The following is a 19242-nucleotide window of genomic DNA, read 5'->3' on the forward strand; positions in this document are numbered from 1 at the left end:
CCGCGCGCCCCTCCGTACCGTCGGCGGAATTCGCCTCCCCCACGAGTTGCGCGCGCGCACGATCTCAATCACACTGGATGCAACGGCGGAGCTGTGCCCGGAACCGGGGACGGCCCGCCGTCCGCCGTTTCCCGCCCCTTCGCCGCCGTCCGAGGTGACCGCATGACCACACCACCCCCGAGCACCTTCCCCGACGTCGAGGCGATGGTCGTCGACGTCCTGAAGGCCGACCCCGGCCTGGCCGGCGCGACCGTGGCGGTCCAGCCGCCGGCCGGTTTCGACGGCACCCAGCCCGTCGTCCTGGTCAACCGCCGCGGCGGCGCCTGGATCAGCGACCGGCACGTCGACCAGCCGCTGATCGAGCTGGAGTGCTACGGCCCGGACAAGACCACCGCGCTCACCCTGGCCAACGCCGGCCGGCACGCGCTGCTGGCCGCCGACGGCCACACGTACGGCACCTCGCGGGTCACCGAGGTGCTGGAGCAGGACGGGCCGCACTGGCTGCCCGACTACGTGTACAGCGGCGCCAACCGCTACGTGACCCTCATCAAGGTCTTCATGACCGCCACCGGCTGACGCGCCCCGCGCGCGCAAGCCCACAGGACCGGGCCCCGCCGACGGCGGGGCCCTCGCCGTGTCCGCACCCGCCTCCCGCGCTCGCGGCCCCGGCACCGCACCACCACCGCCCCACCACCGCACCACCCCAAATCCCGCGTTCCCCTTCTTCCGAGGAGACACCATGGCAGGCAACAACACCTCCGAGATCCGCGTCGCCGGCTCGGGCCGCATCCTGGTCGCCGCCGCCGGCGCGGCCGTTCCGGCGGACTTCAGCACCGACTGGGACCCCGCCGTCTGGAAGGACCTGGGCTACACCTCCACCGACGGCGTGACCTTCAGCAAGAAGGACAAGCTGGACCCGGTGGACACCTGGCAGGCCGTCAGCCCGGTCCGCTTCATCTACTCCGACCGCGAGCTGACCCTGAAGTTCTCGCTGATGCAGTTCAACGAGGACACCTTCCCGTTCTTCATGGGCGGCGGGACGGTGGCCCAGGTGGACGCCACCAAGTACCCCGGCGTCTACGGCTACTCGCTCGCCGACGGCCCGCAGAAGGACGAGCGGGCGCTGGGCCTGGAGTTCACCGACGGCGGTGACGTGACCTACCGGTTCGTCATCCCGCGCGGCCAGGTCACCGCGTCGGACGACATCAAGCTGGCCCGCAAGTCCGCGGCCCTGCTCGGCGTCACCTTCACCGCGCTGTCGTCCGGCACCACCGTGCCGCTGGCGAGCTTCGTGATGAAGGACCCGGCGTACGGCGCCTGATCCGCGGTCCGCGTACGGGGGCGGCGGGCCGGACTCCCGTCCCCCGCCCCCGCGCGCGCCCGGCCCCGCGCCCCTCCCGGACGCGGGGCCGCCCCCCGCCTTCCGTACCCCCCGCCTTCCGTACCCCCGCCCCACCGGCCCCGCCCGCTCCACCGACCGCGAGTCACCCCGAAGAGAGGAACTCCCATGGCCGCCTTCAACGTCAACGCCGCCCGGGCCCAGCGTCTCGAAGCCCTGGGCCGCAGTTGGTCCTTCGACCTGGACGGCGAGAGCTTCGAGCTGCCCACCGAGCTGACCCGGGCGACCGCCAAGGCGCTGCGCAGGCTCGACGACAACGACATCGACGGCCTGCTGCGCCTCCTCCTCGGGGAGCGGCAGTTCGAGCGTTTCAACAGCCACGACGTGACGGTCCAGGACGTCGCGGCGATCCTGGAGGCGTACGGCAAGGAGACCGGGCTCGGCCTGGGGGAAGACTGAGCCTCGACGCGTTCGCCGAAGAACACGCCGAGGCCCTCGAAGCCGACCTCCTGCGCTTCTACGGTCTTGACCTGCTCGACTGGTACCGCGGCGAGTTGTCCTCGCGCCGGCTGTCGGTGCTGGTCAAGCACCTGCCGCGGGAGGGCGCGGTGGCCCGCGAACTGCACGGCGAGGCCGCCGAGTGGTCGGTCGGGGACCATCTGCTGGCCGCGGCGGTCGACCACCTGGCCGCGGCGAACTGGATGTTCGCCTGCGTCAACACCGCCGAGGACGCCGAGCAGCCGGCCCCGCCCGAGCCGGTCCCCCGGCCCGAGCAGGGCGGCGTCCCGGCCGACGTGACGCCCGGCCCGCGGCAGGGCCCGGCGCCGCAACCCGAACCGGAACCCGAGCAGCCCACGGCCACCGAACTCGCGGGGTTCTTCTCCTAGCGGTACGGGTGCCGACGCCGTTCGTGTGCCGACGCCGTACGGACCCCCGGCAGGCGGCAGCGGCTACGCCGGCGGGTCCGGGGGCGGCAGTGTGCCGCCGTCCGGTCCGCGGGCCGGCAGCCGCTGCGGCGGCACCAGACGCGGGATGGTCGGGGAACGGGACCTGCGGCTCTTGGCCTGGAGGGCCGGCCGCTGCCCGGACCCCGGCTGCCCCGGGCGGCCCGGCCGGGCGCCGTCGGGGTCCTTGCCGGCGTCCTGCCCCTCGCCCCCTTCTTCGGCGTCGTGGGCACCGGCGCCCTCGCCGCCGCGTACCGCGGTTCCCTCCTCCGGGTCGCACGCCAGGTCGCCGTCGTCGGCCGTCCCGTGGTCCGGAAGCGGTTCCGGCTCCGCGGGGCGGCCGTACGGCATGGCCATCGGGAAGGGGATGACGTCGCCCGGGCCGCTGAGGGCGCGCGGCGGGCGCCAGCGGCCCAGCAGACCGTCCCGCCGGGCGGCGGCCGCGCGCGCGGCGAAGTCGGCGGCGGCGTCCTGCCATCCGGCGGCGTAGGCCATCAGCTCCCGCCGCTCGGCCTCGGTCCGGGCCATCGCGACGACGCCGCCGGCCCCGTGGCGGGCGATCAGCCGCCCCAACCGGGCCATCAGGCGCGGCAGTTCGTCGGCGTCGCGGTAGCCGGGGTCGTCGTCCCACGGCTCGCCGTCCCGGGAGGTGTCGTCCGACGGGCCGTCACCGCTCCGGCTCCCGTACGGCCGCCGGGAGTCGTCGGACCCGCTGTCGTACGAGAGCCCGGTGCGGTACGGGGCCTCGTCGGGCGGGTCGCCGTACGGCAAGGGGCCGCCGTGGCGGGTGTCGTCGGAGAGGGCGCCGTACAGCCGCCCCTCGCCGTAGGGGAGGTCGTCGTCCGGCAGCAGGTCGTCGTACCGGGCCTCGTCCGGCAGCAGGTCGTCGGAACGGCCGCCGTGGGCGCGGATCGGGCCGGGCCGCCCACCGGCCGGACGGGGCGTGGCCGCCGGGCCGTGGTCCCAGGGGAGGTCGTCGTCCCACGGGAGGTCGTCCTCCAGGCCGTCGTCCTCCGGGCCGTCCCGTTCGAGCTCCGGCACGTCCACGTCGTCGAAGTCGTCCGGCTCCCCCGCCGCCCCCGCCCGGTCCGCGCCTCCGAGTGCCGCCCTGCGGCTGCGCCCGGGCCCAAGTCCGCTGTCCCCGCCCATGCGACATCACCCTCGGCTCCCGGAACCCCCCTGCGAGTGTGAACGCTTCTCTGGTTCGGAACGTTCACCTCCACCTGGCTGCGGCGTCTGAACTGGTACTTCACACGCTGCACACAAGACGTCCCAGTTTACCTCCCCCGCAGTAAGCCCTTCCGTGTCCTGCCGGAAACCCGTTCGATCCGGATCCGCACCTTCGAAAGCGGTGAGACCGCGTGTCCGCACACCCCGCGCCGAAGCACCTCGCACCGAAGCCCCCCGCCACGCCGCCCGACGACCCCCCGGTCGTCACCCTCACCCGCGCCGAACTCCACGCCCGCGAGGCCCGCGCCTACGCCGCCGGCTGGCAGGACGCGATGACGGCCGTCCGCGCGGCACCGCCACGGTAACGGACCCGCCGCCTCTTCAACACCCCTGCTGACGTGGTGGGTTGCCGCCGATCGCGGCTCAGGCCGACGTGCCGGGCGACTGCCGCGCCCAGCGGCGGAAGTCACGTACGACGGGCCGGGCCCGCCAGGTCGACCGGAACCGGACATCGGGCAGGTCCGCTCCGCGGTGCCGGCCGTCGCGTTTCCAGAAGCGGTCGGTGCGCGCGTGCTGCACGACGGTGAAGAACTGCCAGAAGACGCCGGGAGTCGCGTGCCGCCGCAGGAAGAAGAGGACGTCGTTGAACTGCTCCGCGGGTCCGTCGTCCAGCCAGAACAGCACCAGCGTGCACCCGGGCCGTTCGGCGGTCGCCTCGAACACCCCGCGGACGCCGGACAGCGGCGGGACACTCCACCGTTCGAGTCCGGCACCGAAGTGCTGACGCAGCCCGGCGCCCCTGCCCGGCTCCTTCGACAGGTCCACGGCGGAGTCCGGCAGGAACGTCCAGTCCCGCAGCCACTCGTCCCGGCCGGCGGCCTCCAGCCGGGTACGCACGGCCTTCTCGTCCCCGCCCGCGGTCCGGCCGTAGAACACCGCGTCGACGCCCGCGCCGTGCTCCAGCCGTTCGGCGATGCGCAGCGCCTGCTTCGCGAACCTCCCCACCGCGGTGGTCCGCCACTGGGTCGTGAACGGCCACTCCCGGCAGGCCGGCACGGCCACCACGACCCGGCACTCGCCCCCGAAGTCCGCCATGGAGCGGACCTTATCGCACTGCTGCGAGGTGATGGCATGTCAGATCGTTCCCAAAAGCAGATCAATTCCGACCTGGACTCACTGGACACGTCGGTCCGCGACCTGAACACCAAGCTGAAATCCGTGCCGAGTACCGGCGACCTGGCAAAGACGAGCGCGGACGTCGCGGAACTGCAGACATCCGTCAAGAAACTCAAGAACCCGGCCTTCTACAAGCCCAATCGCGCGGCGACGGGGGCGATCACGACCCGGACCGTCACAGCCATCGCGGCGAGCGCGACAGCGACACTCGCGGTCAGCATCACGCTGTTCAAGATAGACGAGAAAGGCATCACCATTCTCGGCGTCACGCGGGAGATGCCCTGGAAAAAGGCCTTCGACAAGCTGCAGAAGCTGGTCGACTCGCCTGGCCAGAAGGAGAAGCGCCGCCAAGAGGCACAGCTCAAGGACAAGGTCGAAGGACTCGGCATCAAGGCCGGCAAGGTCGACGGGAAGATCCGCGACGCCAAGTCCGAGGTGAGGCGGCAGCTCAACCAGAAATACGGCCCGCTCATCGGAAGGGTCGAGCGCATCGAGACCAAGTTGCGGGAAGCGGCTGCCGTCGTCGACGCCGCCCGGAAGGACAGAACCGGTCTGACCCACAACCACAAAGGCGCCAGGGCGAAGGAACCGGCGATCAGCCCGGTCGCGAAGGACGTCGTGAAGCTGCAGAACGCCGTGGACAAATTGGTCGAGTCACTCGCCGGGATCTGACGACCAGGAAGTGAGAACGCATGTCCCTCGTACAGGCATTGCAGAAATCCACCACCGCGCTCAAGAACTTCGTCACCCAGGCCGACGCCGCCGGGACCGCCGCCAAGGGGATCGGGGACAAGGCGCGGGCCGGGTCCGGCGAGATGAAGCAGTTGCAGACCGCCGCCCAGGGCTCGTCCTCGGCGGCGAAATCGCTGAAGACCACCACCGACGACATGGAGAAGTCGGTGGGGCGGGCCGGGAAGACCGGGGAGAAGAGCGGCGGGCTGCTCTCGAAGTTCAAGTCCGGTGCCGACAAGGCGCGTCAGGGCATGGACGGCATGAACAAGTCCATGAAGGGCAATCTGCTGGGCGTCCTGCTGGGCCTGCTCGCGCCGCTGATCGGCATGGTCGTGCAGATGGCTCTGCAGTCCAAGACGATGCAGAACATCATGAAGAAGGCGTTCGGCGTGATCCAGTCGGCGATCAGCGGCGCCATGAAGATCATCGGCCCGGTGATGAAGAAGGCCGGCGCGCTGATCAAGCAGGTCTGGAACGGCATCAAGTCCGCGATCACCACGGTGGTCAAGGCCGTCGGCACGGTCATCAAGACCTACTTCACGATCTACAAGACGATCATCGAGACCGTGCTCAAGGTCGTCAAGGCGGTCGTGAAGGGCGCCTGGAACGGCATCAAGGCCGTGATCGTGCCGGTGGTCGACTGGGTGAAGTCGGCCATCCCGCACGCCTTCCAGGCCGTCAAGGACAAGCTGTCGAGCATCTGGGGCGGGCTGAAGGGCATCGCGAGCCGGGCGTTCGACGGGATCAAGAGCGCGGTGGTCGGGCCCATCGACGGCGTCATCGGGCTGATCAACCGCGCGATCGGCGCCCTGAACTCGATCCACGTGTCGATCCCCGGCTGGGTGCCGGTGGTGGGCGGCAAGACGTTCGGCGTGCACCTGCCGACCATCCCGATGCTCGCCGCCGGCGGCGTGGTGATGCCGCGGGCCGGCGGTGTGCCGGCGATCCTGGCCGAGGCCGGCGAGGCCGAGGCGGTGCTGCCGCTGAGCAAGCTGAACCGGCTGCTGGGCGCCACGGCGTCCGCGGGCCGGACGGCGGTTGGGGCGGCGGCCGCGGGTTCCGCGCTGCACATCGAGAACTACTACGCGGCCCCCGCCGGTGACGCGCAGAGCACCGCCGACGCCCTGATGTACCTCGCCAAGGCCCGCGGATGAGCGCCGGGGCGGACGCCGAGGGCTACGACGACCCGCTCGCCGGGACCGCCAGGCCGCTCGCGGCCCTGGGAGAGCAGGCCCGCGCGATGGCCTCGGCGCTCAAGAAGGCGCTCTCCGGCGCCGACCGCGCCGCCGGCGGCGCCGACGCGATCCGCGGCGCCGCGCAGGCCGACACGGCCGCGGTGCGCGGCATGAAGGACTCGGCGGCCGCCGCCGAGACGTCCATGGGCAAGGCCGCGATGACGGCGGGGACGGCGGCCGGCGGGCTGCGCGGCGCGCTCGCCCGGATCCGCGGGGTCAGCGGCTCGCTCGGGCAGCTCGCGCTCGGGGCGGGCGGCGCGCTGGCGATGCTCGTCGCGATGACGCCGGCCCTCGCGCCCGTGCAGAACCTGCTCGACAAGCTCGGACTGGCGATGATGATCGGCTCGCTCGCCATCACCGCCGTCAACACCCTGATCAAGGCCAATCCGATCGGCTTCGTCACCGGAGTGCTCGCGCCGCTCGCCGCCTACCTGATCGACCTGGCGCTCAACTCCGAGACGGGGCAGCGGATCATGCGCAAGGTCGCCGACACCGTGACGCGGGGCATCCCGGCCGTGCTGACGGTCCTGGGCCCGCTGCTGAAGGTCGTCGCGACCGTCGTCGCCACGTACTTCGCGGTGTACCTGACGGTGGTCGTCGACGTGCTCAAGGTCGTCGCCGCCGTGGTGAACGGCGGCTTCGCCGTCATGCGCGCCCTGCTGACCGGGAACGTCGGCAGCCTGCGCGGGATCGTCTCCCGGGCCTGGCAGGGACTGAGGAACGCGCTCTCGCCGGTGCTCAACTGGCTGACCAGGACCCTGCCGGGCGCGTTCACCCGTGTGAAGGACGCGGTGTCGCGTGCGCTGGGCGCCGCCGGCGGCTTCCTGACGACGGGCGCCCAGACGGTCGCCGGCGTGGCCAAGGCCCCGCTGGAAGGGCTGATCGCGTTCGCCAACTGGGTCATCAGCGGCCTGAACAAGATCGGCTTCTCGTTCTTCGGCAAGCACTTCGGCATCCACCTGTCGCCGATCCCGATGCTGGCCGAGGGCGGGATCGTCCTTCCCGCCGCCGCCCGCGGCGCCGCCCGCGTCCTGCCGCTCACGGCCCTCGACCGGCAGCTCGCCCTCGCGGCCTCCCTGCACCGCGCGGGCGGCACCGGCTGCCCGCACCGGGTCCAGGAGTACCGGGAGAGCGCCGCGCTCGGCGCCCACGGCACCGCCGAGGAGCTGCTGTTCCTCGCCGCCGTGCACGCCTGACCGGCAGCCCGACTGCCTTGCCGCCCGACAGGCTCCTCGCGCGTGCCCGCGCCGCGTCCCCCAACCCGCCCGCTCCCCAAGTGAGGTGACGGCCCGATGGCCGAATCCACGACCCCGTACACCGACGACGTCCCGCCAGGCTCGCTGATCACCCAGGACGGGCAGGTCCAGTGGGCCGGGCTGCTGCTCGGGCCCGGAACCCCGTACGGCATCGACAGCAGCGGTATGACCGGCTGGGAGGACCTGCCGGAGATCCAGTCCGCCGACGCCGACCGGCCCACCGACCACGGCGCGTGGCCGGGCGCCAGGTACGCCAAGTCCCGGCTGGTCGGCGGCCAGGTGTGGCTGCTGCCCGACGCCGACGGCGGCGGACCGGCCGCGCTCGACACCGTCCGCACGCTGCGCCAGGCGCTGGCGCTGCGCGACGAGGAGCGCTGGCTCGCGGTGCGCGTGCACGGCGAGACGCTCGCGGTGCGCGCCCGGGTCAGCCAGCGCGTGGTGCCCACCGACCAGACGTACGCCACGCAGGGCGTGGCCAAGGCTTCCGTGCAGTGGATCGCCGCGGACCCGCGCCGCTACCAGCCGACCGAGCGCACCGCGGGCACCGAGCCGCCGGAGCCGGAGGCCGGCCTGACCTGGCCGCTGGTGTGGCCGCTGGACTGGGGCCAGGCGCTGAGCACCGGCGACCTCGCGCTGGACAACGAGGGCTCCGCGCCCACCCACCCGGTGATCACGTTCCAGGGGCCGTGCACGACCCCGTCGGTGACCGAGCAGACCACCGGCCGCCGGCTGCGGTACGGCATCACGCTCGCGGCGCAGGACCAGCTCGTGGTGGACACCACCGAGGGCACGGTCGTGCTCAACGGCACCGCGTCCCGCCGCTACACCGCGCTGCCGGACAGCGGCCCCGAGGAGCTGTTCACCTTCGACCCCGGGCGGTCGGAACTGTCCTTCCGGGCCGACAGCTTCCAGGCCGGCGCCCGCATGACCGTCACCTGGCGCAGCGCCGAATGGTGACCGGCCCCGCACCCGCGTCCGGCCCCGCATCCGCCTCCGTACCCGCCTCCGTACCCGCCCGTACGACCTCCCCGAACGGAGTGACCCCATGACCGCGACCGTACGATCGGCATGGCTGCTCGGCACCGGCCAGACCCGCGAGGACACCCGGCTGACGGAGCTGGGCGCGACGCTGCCCGCGGACCCGCTGAAGGTGACCAGCGGCATCCTGCCCGGTTCCGCCGACGGCTCGGCGAAGGTCGCGGCCTTCTGGCTGACCGACCAGACGGCCATGACCGCGACCGTGCAGCCGGGCCGCGCGGTGATCCAGGGCATGGCCACCCAGGGCGCCTACGCGGTGACGCTCGCCGAGGCCACCACCTTGACCTTCGCCGACGGGGACCCGCAGCCCCGCGTCGACCTGGTCTGCCTGCGGGTCTACGACACGCCCTACGACGGCTCCGGGCAGACGGCGGCGGCGCTGGAGATCGTACGGGGCACGGCCGCCGCCACGCCCGTCCCGCCGCCGGTGCCGGCCCAGGCGCTGCCGCTCTACACCGTCGCCGTGCCCGCCGGCGCCTCCGCCGGCAACACCGGCATCCTGTGGGCGTCGGCCGTCACGGACCTGCGCGTCACCACCGTCGCGACCGGCGGCGTACTGCCGGTGTACGGAAACGCGGCGGTGCCCGGCTCCTACATCGGCCAGTTGCGCGACAACAACAACGTGGTGGAGCGCTGGAGCAAGAGCGCCTGGGTCGGCTACCCGCAGGCGCTGGGCGGCATCATCCCCTCCGGGAGCGGTGTCGCGGCCACCTACGTCGGCCAGTACCGCGACAGCGGCGGGAAGCTGCAGCGGTGGAACGGCACCGCGTGGGACACCGTGTCCCCGGCGACGCTGGGCTTCGTGTACAGCTACGACGCGGGCAGCACCACTTCCACCACGTACAACAGCACGCTCGCGGACCGCACCGCACCGCTGACCGTCAACTTCACCGCGCCCCCCACCGGGGCGGTGCTGGTCACCCTGGGGGCGACCGTCCACACCACGGGCGACGCCACGACCACCGGTTACATGGCCGCCGCGATCACGCAGGGCGCCACGGTGGTCAGCGCGGCCGGCGACAACTACGCCGCGCAGGGCACCTACAGCTACCCCAACTCCGTGATGGTCACCTACCGCGTCGGCGGCCTGACCCCGGGCGCCGCGAGCACCGCGACGGCCTGGTTCCGCAGCACCAACTCCAAGTTCGACACCTGGTTCGACAACCTCCAGATCCGCATCGAACCCGCCGCGTAGGCGGCTCCCCCGGGCCCGGCACCCCCGCGGTGCCGGGCCCGCGGCATGCCCGGCCCGGCCACCCCGACCCTTCCGCGCAAGGAGACCCGCATGTCCGTCAGTTCCGCCTGGCTCGCCGACAGCGGCCAGACCCGCCAGGACACCCGCCTGTCGCCCACCGGCACCTTCACCCCCGCCACCTCGCCGCTCGCCAGCCGCTCGGGGGTCATCCCCGGCTCCACCGACGGCGCCTCCCGGTTCTCCGGATTCAACGCGACGGGCTCCGGGATGACCCTCACCGTCTCCCCGGGCCGGGCCGTCGTCCAGACCAGCGACGCCCAGGGCGCCTACCCGGTCGCGCTGACCGGCCCGGTGACGCTCACCGTGTCCGACGGCAACCCGCAGCCGCGCATCGACCTGGTCGTGCTGCGCGTGTACGACAACCTCTTCGACGCCTCCGGCCGCAACGAGGCCACCGTCGAGATCGTCCCCGGCAGCCCCGCCGCCACGCCGGTGCCGCCGCCCGCCCCCGCCGGGTCGCTGCCGCTCTACCACATCGCGGTCGCGGCCGGGGTGAGCGCCGGAACCGGCGGCATCGTCTGGAACAGCGCCCTGACCGGGGTGCGCACCGCCACCGTCGCCGTCGGCGGCATCCTGCCCGTCTCCACCGACACGGCGCCGGGCGCCTACCCCGGCCAGTACCGCGACGCCGGCGGCGCCCTCCAGCGCTGGGACGGCGGCGCCTGGCAGCCGTACCCGCCGGTCCCGGCCTGGCAGGACTGGGTACCGGTGTGGACCACCGACAACGGGCCGGTGAGCTTCGGCAACGCGACGCTGAACTGCCGCTACGTGCAGTACGGGCCGATCGTGCACATGGCCTTCGGCGTCGTCTTCGGCAGCACCACCAACTTCGGCACCGGCACCACGACCTCGCAGAACTGGCACTTCACCCTGCCCGTGCCGATCGCCTCGACGACGCAGTGCATCGGCTTCGCCGAACTCAACGACGTCACCAACGTCAACTACCGCGCGCTGTCCCGGATGCGCGTCACGACCACCACGTCCTTCCAGCTGGAGATCGACACCGGCCGGGTGGACGGCAACGCCGCCACGCCCGGCGGCCTGGTCGACTCCTCCAGCCCGTGGACCTGGGCGGCGGGCGACGCCATCTGGGGCACCGCGACGTACGAGGCCGCCGTATGAGCGGCGGCCCGGTCACCACGCCGTACCGGGCGATCTTCTGCGACCTGCGGACGGACGAGACCATCGACGTGCTGCCGCTGTCCCAGGTGTCCTTCGACGACTACATCGGCAAGCCCGGCTCGCTCGACGGCACCGTGCCGCTGCCCAACGCCGAACTGGCCACGCGGGCGCGGCGGGTGGAGGAGGGCCGCACCTCGGTGTACCTCGAACGCGGCGGCGACCTGTGGTGGGGCGGCATCGTGTGGACCCGCACCCTGACCAGCGACACCCAGGGCGTGATGACCCTCGGCATCCAGGCCGCGACCTTCGACTCGTACGCCTCGCGCCGCATCATCCGCCGCTCGCTCGCCTACAACGGCGTCGACCAGCTGCAGATCATGCGCAACCTGTGGGACTACATGCAGCAGCCGCCGCAGGACGACCCGAACTGGGGCGGCGACATCGGCGTCACCTACGGCGACGAGGGCTCCACGATCTTCACGTCCGCGTCGTGGAGCGACGGCGACGAGACGGTCGTGGCCGACGCCATCAGCACCCTCGCCGACACCGACACCGGCTTCGAGCACCACATCGCGATCTTCCGCGACCCCGTCACGGGCCTTCGGGTCCGGCAGCTCCAGCTCGGCCGGATCGACGAGACCGACCAGTCGCCGACCGGGCAGGTCGCCAAGATCCGCACCGGGGAGACGGACCTGGTCCTGGACCGGCCCGGCTCGATCCTGTCCTACACGATGCCCTACGACGCCACCCGCGGCGGCAGCACCGCGCGGGCCCGCGGCGCGGACGTCAGCGACGACCAGTCCACCCACGCCGGGCCGATCATCTGCCCCGAGGTGGTCGCCGACGACCTGCTCGCCGGCGGCTTCCCCCGCGTCGACCTGTCCTCGGACCACAGCACCGTCACCGACACGACGACGCTGACCTCGCTGGCCAGGGCCCAACTGGCCACGTCCCGCGGCTCGGTGATGATCCCCGACGTCACGATCCGGCTCGACGACCTGGTGCCGCCCGCGCTGCTCGGCCGCACCGCGCGCATCCGGATCACCGACGCCTGGTTCACCGAGGGCCTGGACGCGCGCTACCGGATCATCGGCGTCAAGGTCACCCCGCCCGAACGCGGCACACCGGAGACCGCGGAACTGTTCCTGGAGGACGTCTGATGCCCGCACTGCCCGAGGACATCGTCGACCGGCTCCGCGCCCTGGAACGCCGGGTCCAGCAGATCTACACCGCGGCCAACAGCCGCCCACCGCTGAACAAGTTCACCAACGGCACGCTGCAGGTCTTCGCCCCCGGCGGCACCTCCGCGATCCTGGCGGTCGGCCAGTGGACCGGCCAGGAATACGGACTGTCGCTGCGCCGGCAGACCGGCCAGCCGGTGCTGGACGTGTGGAACGGCTCGGGCTCGGCCACGGCGCTGCAGCCGTTCCGCATGCACGACGCCTACGACCACGAACTGATCTCCGACGACGTCGGCACCGGCGGCCTGGCCCGGCCGTGGCTGGCCATGCTGCCGCCGCAGGACACCGCGCCCGCCCGCTGGCCGCAGACCAACTCCGCCTCGTGGACCACCGTGGCCCGCTCGCAGAACCCGCTGTGGCAGCCCAAGATGCGGCTGCTGATCGCCACCACCGCCTCCGCCAGCACCTCCGGCCAGGTCCGCGTCCTGGTCAACGGCGTCCAGTGGGGCGACGCCGTCAACTCCGGCGCCAACCTCGACCGCACCGACTTCACCGTTCCCGCCGACACCTTCGCCACGGCGTTCGGGACCCCGGTGACCGTCGAGATCCAGGCCGTGGTCAACAGCGGCACCGGCTCCGTGTACGCCCAGCCGATGGCGATGTACGGCACGCAGACCTGACCCCCCTCCGTACCGCCCTTCCAGCCCCGTCCGAGGAGACCCAGCGCATGGACATCGACACCACACAGCCGTGGGGCATCGCGATCGACTACGCGGGCCGCGCCACCGTCACCGACTCCGGGCACACGGTGCACATCCGGATCTACGACAACAGCCTCGACCCCGTCAGCGAGGTCGACTCGCTCAGCGGCCAGTACCCGCCGGTCTACGTCACCGCGCAGATCAGCGAGAGCGGCGACCTGGGCTCCCAGCTGCGCGGCCTCGGGCAGGTCGTCGTCGTCCCGGTGGGCACCGACCCGGTCGTGCCGGACCAGACGGCCGCCCAGAACGCCGTCGCCGCGGCCGTCACCGACTTCAACTCCCGCGCGGCCGCGTACGCGGCGCTGTGCGCGCAGTGGCCGGCCCAGCCGCCGGCGACCGCCTGACACCCGGCCCGCCCCGGGCCGGCCCACTCCGGTCGCGCCCCGCCCCGCCTCCAGGACACCCCGGGAGAGCACCATGGCCACACCCCTGTCCGCCGACACCCTGCTGGCCGCGCTGCGGCACGAGGGCGTCACCGTCGTCGAACACCCCGGCTGGCGCACCCACAACCGCGCCGGCCACGGCCCCTGGGGCCCGGTGCACGGCGTCGTCATCCACCACACCGTCACCACCGGAACCGACTCCAGCGTCGCCCTGTGCTGGGACGGCCGCTCCGACCTGCCGGGCCCGCTGTGCCACGGCGTGATCGCCAAGGACGGCAGCGTCCACATGATCGGCAACGGCCGCGCCAACCACGCCGGGCTCGGTGACGGCCGCGTGCTCGACGCGGTCGCCGCCGAACGCCCGCTGCCGCCGCCGCGCGCCAACGACACCGACGGGAACACCGCCTTCTACGGCTTCGAATGCGTCAACATGGGCGACGGCCGGGACCCCTGGCCGGCCGCCCAACTGGACGCCATCGAGCGGGTGTCGGCGGCGATATGCCGCGCCCACGGCTGGCACGCGCCCTCGGTCATCGGCCACAAGGAGTGGACCGACCTCAAGGACGACCCGCGCGGCTTCTCGATGGACGGCATGCGCGCCCGGATCGCCGCCCGACTCGGCCGGGCCCCGGCCGCAGGCTCCGGGAACCCGCCCCGGCCGCCCGCCCCCGCGTACCAGCCGTACCCCGGGGCCGCCTGGTTCCACGCGCAGCCGACCTCGCCGGTCGTGGCCGCGATGGGCCGGCGGCTGGTCGCCGAGGGCTGCTCCGCGTACCGCGTCGGACCCGGCCCGCGCTGGACGCAGGCCGACCGGGACAGCTACGCGCTGTGGCAGCGCAAGCTCGGCTACCGCGGCGACGCGGCCGACGGCTGGCCCGGCCCCGCCTCCTGGGCCGCGCTGCGGGTCCCGCACGTCGCCTGACCGCCCACCGTCACCCTCGATGCGAAAGGTGGACCCCATGTCCGACGCCGCCAAGCGCGCCCTGCGCACGGCCCTGCAGACCCTGGCCGGCCTGATCGTCCTGCTGCCGTCCGCGGCCGCCTCCTCCGGGCTGACCGCGACCCTGCCGTGGGCCGCGGGCGCCGTAGCCGTCGCCGGCGCGCTCAGCCGCCTCATGGCGCTGCCCGGTGTGCAGGCGCTCCTGCCCTCCTGGCTGCGCACCGACGTGCCCGTCAACGGCGACCGCGCGCTGCGGGGCCTGCCCGACCCCGCCTCCGGCGGAACCGGAGCCGGAACCGAAGCCGGAACCGGAACCGGCACGGACGCCGCACAAGGTGCCGCGCCCGCCACCGGTTTCGGCTTCGCCGCCGGCGCGCGACCCGCCCCCGGCACAAGTGAGGAGGGCAGCGGTGCATGAACGATTCGAGTCTGTCCGATCCGGCCGCCGTCGCCCTCGAACTGGAACGCCTGCGGGGCACCGTGGAGGCCGGTTTCGCCCGGGTAGACGGCGCCCTCGCGCTGCTCGTGCAGCGCAGTGACCAGACCGACCGGCAGCTCGCCGACCACGAGGCCCGCCTGGACTCGCTGGAACGCGCGCGATGGCCGCTGGCCAGCATCGGGGCGCTCGCCGCGGTGGCCGCGGTCGTGGTGACCGCCCTGCAGATCCTGGCCCGCTGACCGGACCCGGCCCGGGGCACGAAAGGGGGCGGCGCCCCGGGCCCAGTGCCCGGGGCGCCGCCCCTTTCCTCGCGTTCACACCACCGCCGGCGACCTCAGCCGTTGTACGGGCCGTAGTCGTAGTCCTCCAGTGGAACGGCCTGGCCGGAGCCGGTACCGAAGGGGCTGTAGTCGATGTCGTCGTAGCCGACGGCCGAGTACATCGCGGCCTTGGCCTCCTCGGTGGGCTCCACCCGGATGTTGCGGTAGCGGGACAGGCCCGTACCGGCCGGGATCAGCTTGCCGATGATGACGTTCTCCTTCAGACCCAGCAGCGAGTCCGACTTCGCGTGGATCGCCGCGTCCGTCAGCACCCGGGTCGTCTCCTGGAAGGAGGCGGCCGACAGCCAGGACTCGGTGGCCAGCGAGGCCTTGGTGATGCCCATGAGCTGCGGACGGCCGGACGCCGGGTGACCGCCCTCGGCCACCACACGCCGGTTCTCCTGCTCGAAGCGCCCGCGCTCGACCAGCTCGCCGGGCAGCAGCTCGGCGTCACCGGACTCGATGATCGTCACCCGGCGCAGCATCTGCCGGATGATGATCTCGATGTGCTTGTCGTGGATCGACACGCCCTGCGAGTTGTAGACCTTCTGGACCTCCTGGACCAGGTGGATCTGCACCTGGCGCTGGCCCAGGATGCGCAGCACGTCGTGCGGGTTGGTGGCACCCACGGTCAGCTTCTCGCCGACCTCGACGTGGTCGCCCTCGCCGACCAGGACGCGGACGCGCTTGGAGATCGGGTAGGCGATCTCGTCGGCGCCGTCGTCCGGGGTGACGACGATCTTCTTGGTCTTCTCGGTCTCCTCGATCCGCACCCGGCCGGCCGCCTCGGAGATCGGGGCGACACCCTTGGGCACGCGGGCCTCGAAGAGCTCGACCACACGCGGCAGACCCTGTGTGATGTCCTCACCGGCGACACCGCCGGTGTGGAAGGTACGCATGGTCAGCTGGGTGCCGGGCTCACCGATGGACTGGGCCGCGATGATGCCGACGGCCTCGCCGATGTCCACCAGCTTGCCGGTGGCCAGCGAGCGGCCGTAGCAGTACGCGCAGGTGCCGACCGCCGACTCGCAGGTCAGGATCGAACGGACCTTGACCTCCTCGACGCCGTGCCGCACGAGCTGGTCGATGAGCACGTCGCCCAGGTCGACGTTGGCGGGCGCGATGACCTTGCCGTCCACCACGACGTCCTCGGCGAGCATCCGCGCGTACACGCTGGTCTCGACGTCGTCCGCCTTGCGCAGCGTGCCGTCCTCGCCCCGCTCGGCGATCCGCAGCTTCAGACCGCGCTCGGTGCCGCAGTCCTCCTCGCGGATGATCACGTCCTGCGAGACGTCCACCAGGCGACGGGTCAGGTAACCCGAGTCGGCGGTGCGCAGCGCGGTGTCGGCCAGACCCTTGCGGGCACCGTGGGTGGAGATGAAGTACTCCAGCACGGACAGGCCCTCACGGAAGGACGCCTTGATGGGCCGCGGGATGGTCTCGTTCTTGGCGTTCGAGACCAGGCCGCGCATACCCGCGATCTGACGCATCTGCATCATGTTTCCGCGGGCGCCCGAGTCGACCATCATGAAGATCGGGTTGGTCTTCGGGAAGTTGGCGTTCATGGCCGCCGCGACCTCGTTGGTCGCCTTGGTCCAGATGCCGATCAGCTCGTCCGAACGCTCCTGCTTGGTGATCAGGCCGCGCTCGTACTGCTTCTGCACCTTCTCGTCCATCGCCTCGTACGACGCGATGATGCCCTTCTTGGCCTCGGGCACCACGACGTCCGAGATGGCGACGGTGACGCCGGAGCGGGTCGCCCAGTGGAAGCCGGCCGCCTTCAGGTTGTCCAGCGTCGCCGCCACGATCACCTTCGGGTAGCGCTCGGCGAGGTCGTTGACGATCTCGGAGAGCTGCTTCTTGCCGACCGCGTAGTCCACGAACGGGTAGTCCTCGGGCAGCAGCTCGTTGAACAGCGCCCGGCCCAGGGTGGTCTTCAGCCGGAAGCTGTCGCCGACCTGGTACGGCTCCTCGCCCTCGACGGGCTCCGGCGGGGTCCAGCCGCGCGGCGGGACGGTGCCCACCGGGAAGCGGATGTCCACCTGGGCCTGCATCGACAGCTCGCGGTTGTCGAACGCCATGATCGCCTCGGCCGTGGAGCCGAAGGCCCGGCCCTCGCCCTTGACGTCCCGCTCCTCGGAGTCGGTGGTCAGGAAGAACAGGCCGAGCACCATGTCCTGGGTGGGCATGGTCACCGGGCGGCCGTCGGCCGGCTTGAGGATGTTGTTCGAGGACAGCATCAGGATGCGGGCCTCGGCCTGCGCCTCCGCCGACAGCGGGAGGTGCACGGCCATCTGGTCGCCGTCGAAGTCCGCGTTGAAGGCGGTGCACACCAGCGGGTGGATCTGGATCGCCTTGCCCTCGACCAGCTGCGGCTCGAAGGCCTGGATGCCCAGGCGGTGCAGCGTCGGCGCCCGGTTGAGCAGCACCGGGTGCTCGGCGATGACCTCTTCCAGCACGTCGTACACGACCGTGCGGCCGCGCTCGACCATGCGCTTGGCCGACTTGATGTTCTGCGCGTGGTTCAGGTCCACCAGGCGCTTCATCACGAACGGCTTGAACAGCTCCAGCGCCATCGCCTTGGGCAGGCCGCACTGGTGCAGCTTCAGCTGCGGGCCGACGACGATCACCGAGCGGGCGGAGTAGTCGACGCGCTTGCCGAGCAGGTTCTGCCGGAACCGGCCCTGCTTGCCCTTGAGCATGTCGGACAGCGACTTCAGCGGACGGTTGCCGGGGCCCGTGACCGGGCGGCCACGGCGGCCGTTGTCGAAGAGCGCGTCCACGGCCTCCTGAAGCATGCGCTTCTCGTTGTTCACGATGATCTCGGGCGCGCCGAGGTCCAGGAGCCGCTTGAGGCGGTTGTTGCGGTTGATCACACGGCGGTACAGGTCGTTCAGGTCGGAGGTGGCGAACCGGCCACCGTCGAGCTGGACCATGGGCCGCAGGTCCGGCGGGATCACCGGGACGCAGTCCAGCACCATGCCGCCGGGCTTGTTGGTGGTCTGCAGGAACGCGGACACGACCTTGAGCCGCTTCAGGGCGCGGGTCTTCTTCTGGCCCTTGCCGGTGCGGATGATCTCGCGCAGCCGCTCGGCCTCCTCGTCCAGGTCGAAGGACTCCAGGCGCTTCTGCAGCGCCGCGGCACCCATCGATCCCTGGAAGTACGTGCCGAAGCGGTCGCGCAGCTCGCGGTAGAGCAGCTCGTCGCCCTCCAGGTCCTGGACCTTGAGGTTCTTGAAGCGGGCCCACACCTCGTCGAGCCGGTCCAGCTCGCGCTGGGCGCGGTCGCGCAGCTGCTTCATCTCCCGCTCGGCGCCTTCGCGCACCTTGCGGCGCACGTCGGCCTTGGCGCCCTCGTTCTCCAGCTCGCCGAGGTCCGCCTCCAGCTTCTTCTGGCGGGCCTCGACGTCGGCGTCGCGGCGCTGCTCGATCTGCTGGCGCTCCACGGAGACCTGGGCCTCCAGCGACGGCAGGTCGCGGGTGCGGCGCTCGTCGTCGACCCAGGTGATCATGTACGCCGCGAAGTAGATGACCTTCTCCAGGTCCTTCGGGGCGAGGTCGAGCAGGTAGCCGAGGCGCGACGGGACGCCCTTGAAGTACCAGATGTGGGTGACGGGCGCGGCCAGCTCGATGTGGCCCATCCGCTCACGGCGCACCTTGGCGCGCGTGACCTCCACGCCGCAGCGCTCGCAGATGATGCCCTTGAAGCGGACACGCTTGTACTTGCCGCAGTAGCACTCCCAGTCCCGGGTGGGGCCGAAGATCTTCTCGCAGAAGAGCCCGTCCTTTTCCGGCTTGAGGGTGCGGTAGTTGATGGTCTCGGGCTTCTTGACCTCGCCGTGCGACCAGGTCCGGATGTCGTCCGCGGTGGCGAGGCCGATCCGCAGCTCGTCGAAGAAGTTGACGTCGAGCACTGTGTCGTCAATCCCTCTCAGGGTTGATTCTCAAATG

20 protein-coding genes are annotated in these 19242 nt (G+C 72.1%); 17 read left to right on the forward strand and 3 right to left on the reverse strand.

Features of this window, described 5'->3' with window-relative positions; all coding sequences use genetic code 11:
• The first annotated feature begins 162 nt into the window (after positions 1–162).
• The 4 genes from K7G61_RS18150 (at position 163) to K7G61_RS18165 (ending at position 2226) form a co-directional block, all read left to right on the forward strand.
• Positions 163–576 (forward strand): hypothetical protein, encoded by a 414-nt coding sequence (locus tag K7G61_RS18150; protein WP_225847910.1) that lies wholly within the window; start codon positions 163–165, stop codon positions 574–576.
• Between the two features lie 163 nt (positions 577–739).
• Positions 740–1321 carry a phage tail protein gene (locus tag K7G61_RS18155; RefSeq protein WP_225847911.1) on the forward strand — a complete coding sequence of 194 codons (582 nt, stop codon included), beginning with the start codon at positions 740–742 and terminating at the stop codon, positions 1319–1321.
• A gap of 186 nt (positions 1322–1507) precedes the next feature.
• Positions 1508–1798: a hypothetical protein gene (locus K7G61_RS18160; RefSeq protein WP_225847912.1), complete on the forward strand. Its 291-nt coding sequence runs from the start codon at positions 1508–1510 to the stop codon at positions 1796–1798.
• A gap of 95 nt (positions 1799–1893) precedes the next feature.
• The gene (locus K7G61_RS18165; protein ID WP_225847913.1) at positions 1894–2226 is read left to right on the forward strand and encodes a hypothetical protein; all 333 of its coding nucleotides are present in this window, start codon (positions 1894–1896) and stop codon (positions 2224–2226) included.
• A 63-nt stretch (positions 2227–2289) separates the two neighbouring features.
• Here K7G61_RS18165 and K7G61_RS18170 read toward each other — a convergent pair whose 3' ends face one another.
• The gene (locus K7G61_RS18170; RefSeq protein ID WP_225847914.1) at positions 2290–3432 is read right to left on the reverse strand and encodes a hypothetical protein; all 1143 of its coding nucleotides are present in this window, start codon (positions 3430–3432) and stop codon (positions 2290–2292) included.
• 212 nt (positions 3433–3644) lie between these two features.
• Here K7G61_RS18170 and K7G61_RS18175 point away from each other — a divergent pair, with 212 nt between their 5' ends.
• A complete protein-coding gene (locus K7G61_RS18175) occupies positions 3645–3818 on the forward strand; it encodes a hypothetical protein (RefSeq protein ID WP_225847915.1) in 174 nt (57 codons plus the stop codon).
• 58 nt (positions 3819–3876) lie between these two features.
• On the opposite strand, the gene K7G61_RS18180 is transcribed toward K7G61_RS18175, so the two are convergent.
• Positions 3877–4548 carry a hypothetical protein gene (locus tag K7G61_RS18180; RefSeq protein WP_225847916.1) on the reverse strand — a complete coding sequence of 224 codons (672 nt, stop codon included), beginning with the start codon at positions 4546–4548 and terminating at the stop codon, positions 3877–3879.
• A 36-nt stretch (positions 4549–4584) separates the two neighbouring features.
• Between K7G61_RS18180 and K7G61_RS18185 the strand changes: the two genes are divergently transcribed.
• The 12 genes from K7G61_RS18185 (at position 4585) to K7G61_RS18240 (ending at position 15210) form a co-directional block, all read left to right on the forward strand.
• A complete protein-coding gene (locus K7G61_RS18185; RefSeq protein ID WP_225847917.1) occupies positions 4585–5301 on the forward strand; it encodes a hypothetical protein in 717 nt (238 codons plus the stop codon).
• A gap of 20 nt (positions 5302–5321) precedes the next feature.
• The gene (locus K7G61_RS18190) at positions 5322–6515 is read left to right on the forward strand and encodes a phage tail protein (RefSeq protein ID WP_225847918.1); all 1194 of its coding nucleotides are present in this window, start codon (positions 5322–5324) and stop codon (positions 6513–6515) included.
• Complete coding sequence (locus K7G61_RS18195; RefSeq protein ID WP_225847919.1) at positions 6512–7792, forward strand: hypothetical protein; 1281 nt, start codon at positions 6512–6514, stop codon at positions 7790–7792. The genes K7G61_RS18190 and K7G61_RS18195 overlap by 4 nt, the downstream gene beginning before the upstream one ends.
• Before the next feature lie 96 nt (positions 7793–7888).
• A complete protein-coding gene (locus K7G61_RS18200; RefSeq protein ID WP_225847920.1) occupies positions 7889–8809 on the forward strand; it encodes a phage tail domain-containing protein in 921 nt (306 codons plus the stop codon).
• An 88-nt stretch (positions 8810–8897) separates the two neighbouring features.
• Positions 8898–10085 (forward strand): hypothetical protein, encoded by a 1188-nt coding sequence (locus K7G61_RS18205; RefSeq protein WP_225847921.1) that lies wholly within the window; start codon positions 8898–8900, stop codon positions 10083–10085.
• 90 nt (positions 10086–10175) lie between these two features.
• Positions 10176–11267, forward strand: coding sequence for a hypothetical protein (locus K7G61_RS18210; RefSeq protein WP_225847922.1), 1092 nt, complete (start codon positions 10176–10178; stop codon positions 11265–11267).
• Positions 11264–12427, forward strand: coding sequence for a hypothetical protein (locus tag K7G61_RS18215; protein ID WP_225847923.1), 1164 nt, complete (start codon positions 11264–11266; stop codon positions 12425–12427). Before K7G61_RS18210 ends, K7G61_RS18215 begins: the two co-directional genes overlap by 4 nt.
• Complete coding sequence (locus K7G61_RS18220; protein ID WP_225847924.1) at positions 12427–13128, forward strand: hypothetical protein; 702 nt, start codon at positions 12427–12429, stop codon at positions 13126–13128. The genes K7G61_RS18215 and K7G61_RS18220 overlap by 1 nt, the downstream gene beginning before the upstream one ends.
• Before the next feature lie 47 nt (positions 13129–13175).
• A complete protein-coding gene (locus K7G61_RS18225; RefSeq protein WP_225847925.1) occupies positions 13176–13553 on the forward strand; it encodes an ATP-binding protein in 378 nt (125 codons plus the stop codon).
• A 73-nt stretch (positions 13554–13626) separates the two neighbouring features.
• The gene (locus tag K7G61_RS18230) at positions 13627–14514 is read left to right on the forward strand and encodes a peptidoglycan-binding protein (protein ID WP_225847926.1); all 888 of its coding nucleotides are present in this window, start codon (positions 13627–13629) and stop codon (positions 14512–14514) included.
• A 37-nt stretch (positions 14515–14551) separates the two neighbouring features.
• Positions 14552–14950, forward strand: a complete 399-nt coding sequence (locus tag K7G61_RS37320; RefSeq protein WP_374204156.1) for a hypothetical protein — start codon at positions 14552–14554, stop codon at positions 14948–14950.
• Entirely contained in the window at positions 14947–15210 is a 264-nt protein-coding gene (locus K7G61_RS18240) for a hypothetical protein (protein WP_225847927.1), read from the forward strand. Before K7G61_RS37320 ends, K7G61_RS18240 begins: the two co-directional genes overlap by 4 nt.
• Before the next feature lie 95 nt (positions 15211–15305).
• Here K7G61_RS18240 and K7G61_RS18245 read toward each other — a convergent pair whose 3' ends face one another.
• A complete protein-coding gene (locus K7G61_RS18245) occupies positions 15306–19205 on the reverse strand; it encodes a DNA-directed RNA polymerase subunit beta' (protein ID WP_225847928.1) in 3900 nt (1299 codons plus the stop codon).
• Positions 19206–19242: the final 37 nt, after the last annotated feature.

Origin of the sequence: Streptomyces sp. HPF1205 (assembly GCF_020400825.1) — a bacterium.
Classification (GTDB): Bacteria; Actinomycetota; Actinomycetes; order Streptomycetales; family Streptomycetaceae; genus Actinacidiphila.